The 14,174-nt window shown below is 32.4% G+C and carries 12 protein-coding genes; 7 read left to right on the forward strand and 5 right to left on the reverse strand.

Translation table 11 applies throughout. The features are described from left to right. Positions 1 to 198: 198 nt before the first annotated feature. From gldL to Q0C58_RS11680, 5 genes are all read right to left on the reverse strand, one after another. A complete protein-coding gene (gene gldL / locus Q0C58_RS11660) occupies positions 199 to 831 on the reverse strand; it encodes a gliding motility protein GldL (RefSeq protein ID WP_290701747.1) in 633 nt (210 codons plus the stop codon). A 52-nt stretch (positions 832 to 883) separates the two neighbouring features. Next, positions 884 to 2,251: a gliding motility lipoprotein GldK gene (gldK, locus tag Q0C58_RS11665; protein WP_290701749.1), complete on the reverse strand. Its 1,368-nt coding sequence runs from the start codon at positions 2,249 to 2,251 to the stop codon at positions 884 to 886. A gap of 168 nt (positions 2,252 to 2,419) precedes the next feature. After that, the gene (locus Q0C58_RS11670; RefSeq protein WP_290701752.1) at positions 2,420 to 3,586 is read right to left on the reverse strand and encodes a formimidoylglutamase; all 1,167 of its coding nucleotides are present in this window, start codon (positions 3,584 to 3,586) and stop codon (positions 2,420 to 2,422) included. 75 nt (positions 3,587 to 3,661) lie between these two features. Beyond that, positions 3,662 to 6,175, reverse strand: coding sequence for a type I DNA topoisomerase (topA, locus tag Q0C58_RS11675; RefSeq protein ID WP_290701754.1), 2,514 nt, complete (start codon positions 6,173 to 6,175; stop codon positions 3,662 to 3,664). Positions 6,176 to 6,292: 117 nt separating this feature from the next. Further along, the gene (locus tag Q0C58_RS11680; RefSeq protein ID WP_290701757.1) at positions 6,293 to 7,201 is read right to left on the reverse strand and encodes a lipid A-modifier LpxR family protein; all 909 of its coding nucleotides are present in this window, start codon (positions 7,199 to 7,201) and stop codon (positions 6,293 to 6,295) included. A 133-nt stretch (positions 7,202 to 7,334) separates the two neighbouring features. On the opposite strand from Q0C58_RS11680, the gene miaB reads away from it, so the two are divergent. The 7 genes from miaB to groL form a co-directional block, all read left to right on the forward strand. Beyond that, entirely contained in the window at positions 7,335 to 8,780 is a 1,446-nt protein-coding gene (gene miaB, locus Q0C58_RS11685; RefSeq protein WP_290701759.1) for a tRNA (N6-isopentenyl adenosine(37)-C2)-methylthiotransferase MiaB, read from the forward strand. 40 nt (positions 8,781 to 8,820) lie between these two features. Further along, positions 8,821 to 10,077, forward strand: a complete 1,257-nt coding sequence (locus Q0C58_RS11690; protein WP_290701762.1) for a sigma-54 dependent transcriptional regulator — start codon at positions 8,821 to 8,823, stop codon at positions 10,075 to 10,077. 30 nt (positions 10,078 to 10,107) lie between these two features. Beyond that, positions 10,108 to 10,614 carry an LptE family protein gene (locus tag Q0C58_RS11695; protein WP_290701765.1) on the forward strand — a complete coding sequence of 169 codons (507 nt, stop codon included), beginning with the start codon at positions 10,108 to 10,110 and terminating at the stop codon, positions 10,612 to 10,614. Positions 10,615 to 10,692: 78 nt separating this feature from the next. Continuing rightward, complete coding sequence (locus Q0C58_RS11700; RefSeq protein WP_290701768.1) at positions 10,693 to 11,625, forward strand: hypothetical protein; 933 nt, start codon at positions 10,693 to 10,695, stop codon at positions 11,623 to 11,625. Next, positions 11,625 to 11,972: a preprotein translocase subunit SecG gene (gene secG, locus Q0C58_RS11705; RefSeq protein WP_290701770.1), complete on the forward strand. Its 348-nt coding sequence runs from the start codon at positions 11,625 to 11,627 to the stop codon at positions 11,970 to 11,972. Before Q0C58_RS11700 ends, secG begins: the two co-directional genes overlap by 1 nt. Before the next feature lie 190 nt (positions 11,973 to 12,162). Then, positions 12,163 to 12,441, forward strand: coding sequence for a co-chaperone GroES (locus Q0C58_RS11710; RefSeq protein WP_290701772.1), 279 nt, complete (start codon positions 12,163 to 12,165; stop codon positions 12,439 to 12,441). A 140-nt stretch (positions 12,442 to 12,581) separates the two neighbouring features. Further along, positions 12,582 to 14,174 (forward strand): chaperonin GroEL (gene groL / locus Q0C58_RS11715; RefSeq protein ID WP_290701775.1); only part of this gene is annotated, 1,593 nt, incomplete at its 3' end.

Here is a 14,174-nt window from a genome sequence, read left to right on the forward strand (position 1 = left end):
GCTAATTCGTTAGCGTTATCAAATTTCGTGTTCATTAATCCAAATGCCGATAGTACTTCTTTTGACATAGTCATAGCAATCATTGCAATGAATACTAAATACATCAAATTAATCATTTTCTGTCTTGCGGACTGTTTTCCTCCTGCCATAATTTAATTAGCTTTTAAGTTTATAATATAGTTATTACCTAACTACTAATTAGTTTTTGTTCATTGCAGTTAACATTCCACCATATACTCCATTTAAAGAAGATAAGTTAGATGCTAAAGATTGCATTTGCTCTTTTAACTTGTTTGCATTTTCAACAGACTCTTCATTGATAGTCGCTTGACGACTAGCAGACTCCATTTGCACTTTGTATAAACTATTTAAAGATTCCATTTGTGCAGCAGCAAGAGATAACTCTTCTCCATATTTCTTTTGTGCAGACATTGCATCTACAGTTGGAGAAATACCTTTAGCAGCACCTTCGAAATTTTTAATACTATTTCCTAAACTTGCCATTAATTCACCATCAATTTTAGCATCTTTTAATAAGTTGTCTAATTTTTTAGATAATAAACCTTCAGCATCTTTAGGCTCTTCAAGTTTACCTTTTTTAGTAGATGTTCCACCTGCTAATTCTGGGTATACTAATGACCAATCTGTATCTGCAGATTGTTTTTCGAATGCAGAAATTGAAAATACAATCGCTTCTACAACCATACCTATTGTTAATATTAAAGAACCATAAGGCCAGTGTTGAATTTTAAATAATGCTCCTATAATAACGATTGCCGCTCCAAATCCATATACAAAATTCATTGCAGACATTTTACCTTTTTGTGCCATAATTTTTAATTTTTAATTTTAGTAGTTAAATGATTTATTTTAATTGGTTTTACTATTTTCTTGAATTAGCTGTAACTTCTGTTCCCATATAATCTTGAACAGTTCTAAAGCCGATATAACTTCTTGCAGAATCTGCATATTCGTAATCTCTTGAACTTACTTGTAAAAAGTATGCTACATCTTTCCAAGATCCACCTCTTACAACTTTACGCTGGTTACTGGCCTCGTTTACACTTGGATTAATAGTTGACATGTACTCATAAGAACCAGGGTCGTAAGAGGCGCTAACCCATTCTGAAACGTTTCCTGCCATGTTGTACAGATTAAAATCGTTAGGCTCAAAAGCATCAGCTTCTACAGTATATAATGCTTGATCTGCTGCGTAATCTCCACGTAATGGTTTAAAGTTAGCCATAAAACAACCTCTGTCGTTTTTAGCATATGGTCCTCCCCAAGGAAAAGTTGCTGCTTGTAATCCACCTCTTGCTGCGTATTCCCACTCTGCTTCAGATGGTAAACGGTAAGAGTTTACAAAATGTCTTTTCTTTTCTTTTCTATATGAATTATGAACTAATGTTCTCCACTGGCAAAAAGCTTTTGCTTGTTTCCAAGACACGCCTACTACAGGATAATCCCCATAAGCATCGTGCCAAAAGTAATCGTTGTGCATTGGTTCATTGTAAGAGTAAGCAAAATCTCTAATCCAAGCTGTAGTATCTGGATAGATTTCTACTTCTTCTTTTATTATTACATCTTTACGACGTAAATTTTTGTTTTTTGCTGCTTTCTCAATATCCATGTAAGAATACTGAAACTTAAATTTAGAAACATCCCAAGTACGTTGACCATTATAAGACTCCTCTATTGGCAAATACATTGTATCCATAACTTCTACATAGTATTCGTCCGGATATTCTGCGGTATCAAAAATTAAATCCACATCGTGATTTAATTTTCTTCCTTCGTATCCTGTTTCACCAAGACCACTGTAATTGTCCAACATGTATTGTTCGTAAGGTGTCATGTCTTCTTCATTAGCATCTTTAAATGCAAATTGTCCAACACCTGGCTCATCACTTTCTCCAGTTTCACCTACCTCATCGGCTAAAATTGCTAATTTGGTTCTAACGGTAGAATCTCTAACCCATTCAACGAATTGGCGATACTCACTATTAGTGATTTCTGTTTCATCCATGTAAAATGCTCTTACTGTAACGGTTTTTGCAGGTGCATCTTGAATTCCGGCTAAATCATCATCGGCTTTACCCATGATAAATGCTCCACCTGGAACTAAAGTCATACCATAAGGCTTTTCTGGATGCCATTTCTTTCCTTTAACACCAACCAGTTGGCCTCTATCTTTAGAACCACAACTTGCTAAAAGTGTTAAAACTACTGTTAATAATACAAACTTCTTCATATTCATTATAAAACTCGAGGTTAATTATATACTCCTATTTTTTAAGAGCGTAAACATATTTATATATTTTTTAAAAAGCAACTTTTTTAGAATAAAAAATTACATTTAATCGATTAAAATCACTTTTAATCGATTAATAAAATGTTAAAATTTAGTTTCTTTATATTTTTATAAGCTATTTTTTTGATACGCTTTATGCCATCTACTAGGCATTTTACCGTTACATGCATTTAAATAATCTTTGTGCGTGCAAGGTAATAACGTGTGTTTTTTTAATTTATTATTAACATTTGCTAAAAAAGGTATTTCTATCCACCATCGTCCTGTTTTAGTGCTTTTATAAAAAACTAATTCTTCATCGCCTGCTAAAGTAGTGAATTTTTGATGATTATTATCATCTAAAAAGTTATCATCTTTAACGCGACAATTAACACCTTCTATAAAATACCATAACATTTGCGAAATTAACATTGCAGTTACTTCATCATCATAAGATGGTTTATACTCGAATATACCAAACGCTGACACTTTATTACTTATTCCTGCATAACGTGAAATTGCACAAATTTCTTTACCATCTAATCCATTTGGCGATAATCTTTGTTTTAGACTAACTTCGGATGCTTTTACAACTCCAAGATCTATACTTACTACATTTGCGTCTCGCATAACTGGTTCTACTATAGTTATATCTTTAGAAACATTTCCTAATCTATAAGCTTCAAAATACAACCGCTCCATTAAATCTATTTCTTCTTGAGAGTTAAAATAAGTTTGATAACCTAATGTTGCATAGTTGAATAAATTATATGGTTCATCTAAAATAATTTTACCAACAAAACTTTTACTTTTAATAGGCTTAGCAGAATCGCCTATATCAAAATGTGAATCGACATTAACAATATTAACCATTGGCATGAGATTATCGTATGCACGATAAATAGCATAGGTTAAGTCTTGACTTCCTCCTAGTATAATAGGTGTGATTTTTTTCTGAATTAAAATAGACACGGTCGTTTTTAAGGCGAAGTAAGTGTCTTCAACAGACTCTCCTCTATTAATATCGCCTAAATCTGCAATAGTTGTATTCCAACTCCCAGGAAATAAAGCATAAAAAGATTTACGAACCTCATTAAGCTCGAATTCTTCTCCTATATAATTAATATCGTTTCTGTTTTCTAAAACACCAATAATTGCGACTGAAACATCTTGAAGATCTGGAATACCTTCTTGCGCAGAATGAATTTTTAGTTTTCGTCCTAGTGCTTGCATAGGCAACAACTCATTATGAGCTAAAACCGTATCGGCAACAGGAGATAAAAAATTAAAATTCATTTATTCTTAAAGTTCTATAAAGATTTTTTGTTAGCGCTTAAGTGGTATTACTTTATTTTGAATAACTATTTACTACTATTTCTTTTTAGCTGTAGTTTTCTTCTTTGCAGCTGGTTTCTTTTTAGCGGCCTTTTTCTTTTTAGGTGCGTTTTTCTCGATAATAGCTTTTACCTCTTCTAAGGTTAAAGCTGGTGCGTCTGTAGTTTTTGGTAATTCAATTTTTACTTTACCTTGTAAAATATTAAATCTTCCCCAACGCGCTTTTTCTACACGAATACCTTCTTCTTCCCAATTATGAATAACCTTATCTATCTCTTTTTGAATCTTGAGCTCTATTAACTCAACAATTTCATCATCAGATAAATTATCCCAGTCGTATTTTTTATTGACATTAATAAACATATTGTTCCATTTAATAAATGGCCCAAAACGCCCTTTCCCTTTTTGTACAGGTAGATCCTTGTACATATATATTGGCGCATCTGCTTTTTGCTTTTCTTTTATTAAAACGATAGCATCTTCTAATTCTACCGTTAAAGGATCTGTACCTTTTGGAAGCGACACAAATGCTTCTCCAAATTTAACATAAGGTCCATAACGACCATTATTTACAGAAACTTCTTCTTTTTCAAACTTTCCTAAATTTTTAGGAAGCTGAAATAAATCCATCGCCTCTTCAAAGGTTATTGTCCCTAATTGTTGGTCTGGACTTAAACTTGCATAATTTGGCCCATCTTCATCGTCACTTACTCCCATTTGTACCATTGGTCCAAACTTTCCTAAACGCACACTAACACGCTTTCCTGATTTAGGATCTTTTCCTAATATACGTTCTCCAGATTCTCTTTCTGCATTTTCTTGAACATCTACAACCTTTGGATGAAAGTCTTTATAAAACGTTTTCATTACGTCTTTCCAGTCTGCTTTACCATTTGCAATATCATCAAACTGATCCTCTACATTCGCTGTAAAACTGTAATCTAAAATACTTGAAAAGTGATTTACAAGAAAATTGGTTACAATAATACCAATATCTGTTGGTACTAACTTTCCTTTATCTGATCCTACTTTTTCGGTTAAAAGGTTGTCTTTAACATTTCCGCTTTCAAGAACCAATTGTGTGTAGTTACGTTCTATACCTTCAATTGTTCCTTTTTCTACATAGTTTCTATTTTGTATTGTAGAAATAGTTGGCGCATAAGTAGATGGACGACCAATACCAAGTTCTTCTAATTTTTTTACTAGTGAAGCTTCAGTAAATCTATATGGCGCTCTTGTATAGCGCTCTGTTGCTGTTATATTCTTGTTTAACAACGTTTCGTCAATTTTCATGGCTGGCAACATGCCTTCTTGCTGTTCTAAATCTTCATCATCTGTTCCTTCTAAATAGACTTTTAAAAATCCATCAAACGTAATCACCTCTCCATTTGCTGTAAAAGTTTGTTTGTGTGAAGCTGCATTTATTTTAACATTGGTACGCTCTAATTTTGCTTCGCTCATTTGCGATGCAATAGCACGTTTCCAAATTAATTCATATAATCTTGTTTGGTCGTAATCTAAACCTGCAGTATGTACTGCAAAATTTGTAGGTCTTATAGCCTCATGCGCTTCTTGGGCGTTTTTAGATTTACCTTTATAATTACGTTCTTTCGCATATTCTTTTCCATAGGCATCAACAATTTCTTTTTCTGCGCCTTGCTTTGCTTCGTTAGATAGGTTTACACTATCTGTTCTCATATAAGTAATTAAACCTGCTTCGTATAGACGTTGTGCCATAGTCATGGTTTTACTTACCGAAAAATATAATTTACGTGATGCTTCTTGCTGTAAAGTAGATGTTGTAAATGGTGCTGAAGGTGATTTTTTGGCAGGTTTTTTCTCTAAGTCTGAAACCTTAAATGTTGTATTTGCATTTTGTTCTAAAAAATTTTGAGCTTCCGCTTTAGTCTTTATCGATTTTGGCAATTTAGCTTTAAACGATTGACCGTTTTCGTTTGAAAACTCTGCATCTATTCTATAAGACGCTTCTGCTTTAAACTCATTTATTTCTTTTTCACGCTCTACTATTAATCGTACCGAAACCGATTGTACTCGTCCTGCAGACAAGCCTCCTTTTACTTTTCTCCATAATACTGGAGATAATTCGTAACCTACAATCCTATCTAATACACGACGTGCTTGTTGTGCATCTACTAAATCGTAATCTATCTGTCTTGGATTCTCTACTGCCTTTTGTATTGCAGACTTAGTAATTTCGTGAAAAACAATACGTTTTGTCTTCTCTTTAACCAAACCTAAAGACTCTGCTAAGTGCCATGCTATTGCTTCACCTTCACGATCCTCATCACTAGCTAACCAAACCATTTCTGCTTTTTTAGCTAATTCTTTAAGCTTTTTTACAATTGCTTTTTTATCTGTAGAGACTTCATATTTTGGATTAAAATCACCTTCTACATCAACACCTAATTCTTTGGAAGGCAGATCTGAAATATGACCATAACTAGACTCTACTTTAAAGTCTTTTCCAAGAAATTTCTCTATTGTTTTTGCTTTTGCAGGTGACTCTACTATTACTAAATTCTTAGCCATTAATAAGGTTTTTTGAGGACACAAAGGTATATCAAAAAAAATATATTAACCTAATTAAAATTTCTTAAAACATTAATTTCTATATTATTTCAATATTTTTTAAATTAAAAAACAGCTTCAAAAGTCTCGACTAAAACTTATTGTTCCAAATGAATGCGAAGAAGATATTGGTGTTTCCTTTGTGTTGTAATTATAGACAAATGTAAAGGTGTTTCGTTTTAATTTCAACACACTCCCTATCTTAAAGTTAATAATATGAGGCTCTTTATTTGTAGTAAATAATGCATCATTATAATCCAGACTACCTTGAATTAGGGCATTATGCGCAACATATTTATAACCAATATTAATAAATCCAAAAAATTCATTTGTATCTATTTCTGTTAAAAATCCATTTCTTGAAGATTGGTTAAAAGTATTAAAACGCCCAAAAGTATAACCCAAATTATTCGCAATAAAAATATCTTTAGTTCCAAGTGAAGGCTCAAATACAAACTTAAAAGCAGAATGCTCTCCTATTGTTTTACTTATTATATATCTTGCCTTCAAATTAACAAGAAACTTAAACTCAATTTCTTGAATCCATGTAGCTGAAGGTATATTTAAGGTTTCGTGAAACCAATTTTGCAATTTCCCCGATAATGATTCTTCTCCAGTAATACCTGTCTCTATCCCTATAAATAATGCTGAGTTTTTATTTATTTTTCCTATTTCGGTTTTAACAAAAAACCATCCTGCATATGGCCTATCGAAATCTCGTGTATCTATAGACGTTAAATTAGAAGGTGTATATGTTTGGTTGCCTAATACTATATTTAACTGTAGTTTTTTATCTTGCTGTTTTTTGAAAATAAAATTATTTTGTAAATCTTTTTTGTACGTTAAAAACAACCCACTAGTATAATATTTATCAACTAAAACTAATTTATCATTTTCTATTACAAGCTCTAATTGTTCGTTATTATTTTGCGAAAACGCAGAAAAACAAACAATTAGAAAAGCAATGAAGAATATTGTTTTTTTCAATAGTATATTAAATAGCAATTATATTAAGCCTAATATTATGAAAAATAAACCACAAAACACTGTCACTTTGTCACTTTACTTAAAATAATCCTATCTTTGCATACTTATTGAACACTAGAATTTTCAATATAATATGGAGAAAACAATAAACGAAAACAAACAAGGAGATGCTTTAATTTTAGAGCAGAAAGAAAACAAAACTAAGAAGCTTTTTATTGAAAGTTACGGCTGTGCTATGAATTTTAGCGATAGCGAAATTGTTGCATCCATATTAAACAAACAAGGCTACAATACTACAGACAAACTTGAAGATGCAGATTTAGTTTTGGTAAACACCTGCTCTATTAGAGACAAGGCTGAACAAACCGTTAGAAAACGACTTCAAAAATATAATGCTGTAAAACGAGATATTAATCCTAAAATGAAAGTTGGTGTTTTAGGCTGTATGGCAGAACGCTTAAAAAGTAAATTTTTAGAAGAAGAAAAAATTGTTGACCTAGTTGTTGGACCAGATGCTTATAAAGATCTACCAAATCTTTTAGCTGAAGTTGAAGATGGACACGATGCTATAAATGTAGTTTTATCTAAAGATGAAACTTATGGAGATATTTCTCCAGTACGTTTAAATAGTAATGGAATAACTGCGTTTGTATCTATTACACGTGGTTGCGATAACATGTGCACTTTTTGTGTTGTGCCTTTTACACGTGGTCGAGAACGCAGTCGCGATCCACAAAGTATTATAGAAGAGGTAAACGATCTTTGGAATAAAGGTTATAAAGAAATTACCTTACTTGGGCAAAACGTAGATAGCTACCTTTGGTATGGTGGAGGCATGAAAAAAGATTTTATAAAGGCTACAGAAATGCAAAAAGCAACAGCTGTAGATTTTTCTAAATTATTACAAATATGTGCAGAAGCACAACCAAATATGCGTATTCGTTTTTCGACTTCTAATCCTCAAGACATGAGTTTAGACGTTATTAAAACAATGGCTAAATACAATAATATTTGTAATCATATACATTTACCAGTACAAAGTGGAAGCAACCGCATTTTAAAGGCAATGAATCGTTTACATACACGTGAAGAGTACTTTACATTGATAAATAATATTAGAAATATTATTCCAGATTGTGCTATAAGCCAAGATATGATTGCTGGTTTCCCGACAGAAACAGAGCAAGATCACCAAGACACCTTAAGTTTGCTAGAATACGTAACCTACAACTTTGGTTATATGTACACTTATTCTGAAAGGCCTGGAACACTAGCAGAACGTAAATTTGAGGATGATGTTCCTGAAGCTACAAAAAGTAGAAGGTTAAGTGAGATTATTGCACTACAATTACAACATAGCGAATTTAAAACACGTGAGTTTTTAGGAAAAACAATAGAGATATTAATAGAAAAAGAATCTAAAAAATCTAAAGACCAATGGTCTGGAAGAAGCCAACATAGTATTGTTGCCGTTTTTCCAAAGGAAAATTATAAGATTGGCGATTTTGTAAACGTAAAAGTAACAGATTGTACAAAAGCGACACTAATAGGTGAAGCTGTTGGAATGGCGGAAAATTAAATTAACGAATTAAAATATTCCTGCCTTCGCAGGAAATACTATGGAATCAATACAAGCAACAAAACAACGTTTCGGGATTATTGGAAATAGCGCAACTTTAAATCGTGCCATCGAAAAAGCAATCCAAGTGTCACCAACAGATATTTCTGTTTTGGTAACAGGAGAAAGTGGCGTTGGTAAAGAAAGTATTCCAAAAATAATACACCAACTTTCACATAGAAAACACAATAAATACATTGCAGTAAACTGTGGCGCAATACCAGAAGGCACAATAGATAGTGAACTTTTTGGTCATGAAAAAGGTGCTTTTACAGGAGCCACTTCTACACGGTCTGGTTATTTTGAAGTAGCAGATGGTGGCAGCATTTTTTTAGATGAAGTTGGAGAATTACCACTAACAACACAAGTACGTTTGTTACGCGTTCTTGAAAATGGAGAATTTATCAAAGTTGGTTCAAGTAAAGTGCAAAAAACCAATGTTCGTATTGTTGCAGCAACAAACGTAAACATGTTTGAAGCTATTAAAAAAGAAAAATTTCGTGAAGATTTATACTACAGATTAAGTACTGTAGAAATTAACCTTCCTCCTTTGCGTGAACGTCAAGAAGACATACATTTACTGTTTAGAAAATTTGCTAGTGATTTTGCATTAAAATATAAAATGCCAACCATTAAGCTCTCAGATGAAGCTATTCAGAATTTAATAAAATACCGTTGGAGTGGTAATATAAGGCAGCTACGTAATGTGGCTGAACAGGTTTCAGTTTTAGAGCAAAATAGAGCTATTTCTGCAGATACTTTAAAAGGTTATTTACCTACAGGAAGTAGTAATTTACCAGCAGTAATTAGCAGTACAAAATCTGAAAGCGATTTTAGTAGCGAACGCGAAATTCTCTACAAAGTTTTATTTGATATGAAAGCCGATTTAAATGATTTAAAGAAGCTTACCATGGAGTTAATGAAAAACGGAAACGCCAAAGATGTCCAGAAAGACAATGAAGGTTTAATTGAAAAAATCTATGGTGATAATGATAACGAAGATGCTCTAGAAGATTTACAAGTACTAGCTATTCCGCAGGAAACAAAAACTACTCAAAATTTCACAGAAAATAGTAGTGATAAATATCATTTTGCTGAAGAAATTGAGGAAGAAGAAACATTATCTTTACATGACAAAGAATTAGAATTAATAAAGAAATCTTTAGAGCGACATAGCGGAAAACGTAAACTTGCTGCCGAAGAATTAGGCATTAGCGAGCGTACTCTTTACAGAAAGATTAAACAATTTGATCTGTAATTTTTCGTTATAATAAAGCAAGCAAAATACATGAAATACATAAAACACCTTATAATATTAGCATTAACTATTACTCTTTTTAGTTGTGGCTTCTACTCTTTATCAGGAACAAATATTCGTGACGATGTAAAATCGTTTCAGGTAAATTATTTCCAAAATACTGCAGCACAAATAGAGCCAGGAATCGATAGAGATTTTACAATTGCTTTACAAGATTTAATACAAAATCAAACTAATTTAGAGCTTGTAAACTCTAATGGTGATTTGGTTTACGAAGGTGAAATAACACAATATCGTATTTCACCAACAACAGCAACGGCAAATAATACAGCAGCACAAAACAGACTATCTATTAGTGTTCGCGTACGTTTTTATAATAAGAAAGCAGAAGATGACGATTTCGAACAAACCTTCTCTTTTTTCTTTGATTACTCTGGCAGTTCGTTACTTACAGGAAGCGTAAGAGACAATGCTTTAGATGAAATTTTCGAGCGTATTACTCAAGATGTCTTTAATGCATCTTTAGCTAAGTGGTAATATTAATATGTACTATTTAAATAAATTAAAATAATTATTTTTCTTTTTTACAACATAGATTAAGGGTCGTTAAAAAACATGAAACAAACCGATTTTTTAAATATAATTAAAACACCTCAGCACATTAATAAGTCTCAAACCGACGACTTAAAAAATGTTATAGAAAGCTTTCCGTATTTTCAATCTGCGAGAGCGTTGTATTTAAAAGGGTTAAAAAATGCTGAAAGTTTTAAATATAATAATGCTTTAAAAACAACAGCAGCTTATACTACAGATAGAAGTATTTTATTCGATTTTATTACTTCTGAAACCTTTTCTCAAAATGAAGTATCTCAATTTATTAAACAAAACACGGCTAGTTTATTAGATATTAAAGTATATGCAGAAGACATTTCAATTCAAAAAAGTGTCGCAATAGACACCATTCTAAAACAACAAATTAAAGAGACTAAAGCAACCTTAAGTCCAGAATTGCTTAAACCTAAAATAGAAAAAGAGCAAGTCGCTAATTTTGAAGCTAAAATTGAAAAACCTTCAGAAATTAAAATAGAATTACCAGAAACGATATTAAATATTGGTAAACCGCTTGAGTTTGATAAAAATGAAACACATTCTTTTAACAAGTGGCTAAGTCTATCGCGCTTTACGCCTATTAATCGAGATACAGAATCTAGTAGCCATTTTTCCGAAGATAAAAAAACTAAAAAATCTTTACACTCAATTGCTAAGGCTAAAAAGTTTGATCTCATCGAAAAATTTATTGAAAAAAGCCCAAAATTAGCAGGAAAAAAAACGCCAACGTCTAAACACAATATTGCTAAAGCGCAAATGATTCAGCCTGAAGCTTTAATGACAGAGACATTAGCACGTATTTACCTTGAACAAAAAAACTATAAGAAGGCAATACAATCTTATAAAATATTAAGTTTGAAATATCCAGAAAAAAGTGGTTTCTTTGCAGACCAAATTAAAGCAATAAACAAATTACAAGAACAAAACAATAAGGAATAATGGGACAGTTTACAATATTTTTAATACTAATTGTTATAGTTGCCTTTTTACTAATAGTAGTAATAATGGTACAAAACCCTAAAGGTGGTGGATTATCTTCTTCTTTTGGTGGAGGTGGAACACAACAATTAGGTGGTGTCAAGAAAACAACAGATTTTTTAGATAAGAGTACATGGACATTAGGTGCTATTTTAGTAGCATTAATATTAGTGTCTAGTTTATCTATTCCACGTGCTGGAGTTGCTGGAGATTCTAAAGCTTTAGATGAAAACGCAACAACTCTACCTGTTGAAACTGCACCAACACCTACTGCAGACGATGCAACAAAACTAATTGACGACAAATAATCTAATAACTTCATTACCACATAAATAAAAATGCCAACTTTACAGTTGGCTTTTTTTGTTTTACATAATTAGGTAAATAGTTCTGTAAGTTTGTCAGTTACCAAGTAATGGCATATTTTTAGCTTATCCATATACTATAAATTAATATAACCATCTTACTTTTCTAAAGTAAGATTTAACAAAAATAATAATGAGTAAAGTAAACATTAAACCACTAGCAGACCGTGTACTAGTAGAAGCACTTCCTGCCGAAACACAAACTGCTTCTGGATTATATATTCCAGATAGCGCACAAGAAAAACAACACAAAGGCATTGTAATTGCCATTGGTAATGGAAAAAAAGACGAACCTCTTACTGTTAAAGTTGGAGATACAGTACTTTATGGAAAATATTCTGGCTCTGAAATTAAATTAGATGGAACAGACTATTTAATGATGCGTGAGGAAGATATAATGGCTATTATATAAAACATTTTTTTTAACTTTTGGTTGATAGCCTGTAGCGAAAAAACATAATAGTTGTCATTCCGCACTTGATGCGGAATCCACAATAAATACAAATTAAAATAGATTCCTGCCTTCGCAGGAATGACAAAAAAATAATAACAATGGCAAAAGATATAAAATTTGATGTAGAAGCTCGCGACGGTTTAAAACGTGGTGTAGATGCATTAGCAAATGCAGTAAAAGTAACTTTAGGACCTAAAGGAAGAAACGTAATTATTAGTCGTTCTTTTGGAGCACCTGTTGTTACTAAAGATGGTGTTAGTGTTGCAAAAGAAATAGAGTTAGAGAATCCATTAGAAAATATGGGAGCTCAAATGGTAAAAGAAGTTGCTTCTAAAACCAACGATTTAGCTGGTGATGGTACAACAACTGCAACTGTATTAGCGCAAGCAATTGTAAAAGAAGGTTTAAAAAATGTTGCTGCAGGAGCAAATCCTATGGATTTAAAACGTGGTATTGACAAGGCAGTAACTGCAATTGTTGAAGATTTAGGAAAACAATCTAAAGAGGTTAAAAACTCTTCTGAAATGATTAAGCAAGTGGCTTCTATTTCTGCTAATAACGATAATCTTATTGGAGATTTAATTGCTAAAGCTTTTGGTAAAGTAGGAAAAGAAGGAGTAATTACTGTTGAAGAATCTAAAGGAACAGATACTTATGTAGATGTTGTAGAAGGTATGCAGTTTGACAGAGGTTATTTATCTCCTTATTTTGTTACAGATAGTGAGAAAATGATTGCAGATTTAGAAAACCCGTACATATTACTATATGACAAAAAGGTTTCTACAATGAAAGATTTACTTCCAGTATTAGAACCGGTTGCACAAACAGGAAAACCTTTATTAATTATTGCAGAAGATGTAGATGGAGAAGCATTAGCCACTTTAGTAGTTAACAAGCTTCGAGGTTCTTTAAAAATCGCTGCAGTAAAAGCACCAGGTTTTGGAGATAGACGTAAAGCAATGCTAGAAGATATTGCTATTTTAACTGGAGGAACAGTAATTTCTGAAGAGAGAGGGTTTACACTTGAAAATGCTTCTATTGAAATGCTTGGTACTGCAGAACGTATTACTATAGACAAAGACAACTCTACTGTTGTTAATGGAGCTGGTGATAAATCTTTAATAAAAAATCGTGTTAACCAGATTAAATCTCAAATAGAATCTACAACTAGTGATTACGACAAAGAAAAACTACAAGAACGTCTTGCTAAATTAGCAGGTGGAGTTGCCGTTTTATATGTTGGTGCTGCTAGTGAAGTAGAAATGAAAGAAAAGAAAGACCGTGTTGACGATGCTTTAAATGCTACAAGAGCTGCAGTAGAAGAAGGTATTGTTGCTGGTGGTGGAGTTGCTTTAGTTAGAGCAAAAGCCGTTTTAGGTAAAATTACTACTGAAAACTTAGACGAAACTACAGGTATACAAATTGTAGCACGTGCTATTGAAGCACCTTTAAGAACCATTGTAGAAAATGCAGGTGGAGAAGGTAGTGTTGTAGTAAATAAAGTGTCTGAAGGCAAAAAAGACTTTGGTTACGATGCTAAATCTGAACAATATGTAGATATGCTTAAAGCTGGTATTATAGATCCTAAAAAAGTAACGCGTATTGCATTAGAAAATGCTGCTTCTGTTGCTGGAATGATATTAACTACTGAATGTGCTTTAATAGACATTAAAGAAGATGCTCCAGCTGGA

The organism is Lacinutrix sp. (assembly GCF_023299985.1).
In the GTDB taxonomy this organism is placed as follows: domain Bacteria; phylum Bacteroidota; class Bacteroidia; order Flavobacteriales; family Flavobacteriaceae; genus Lacinutrix.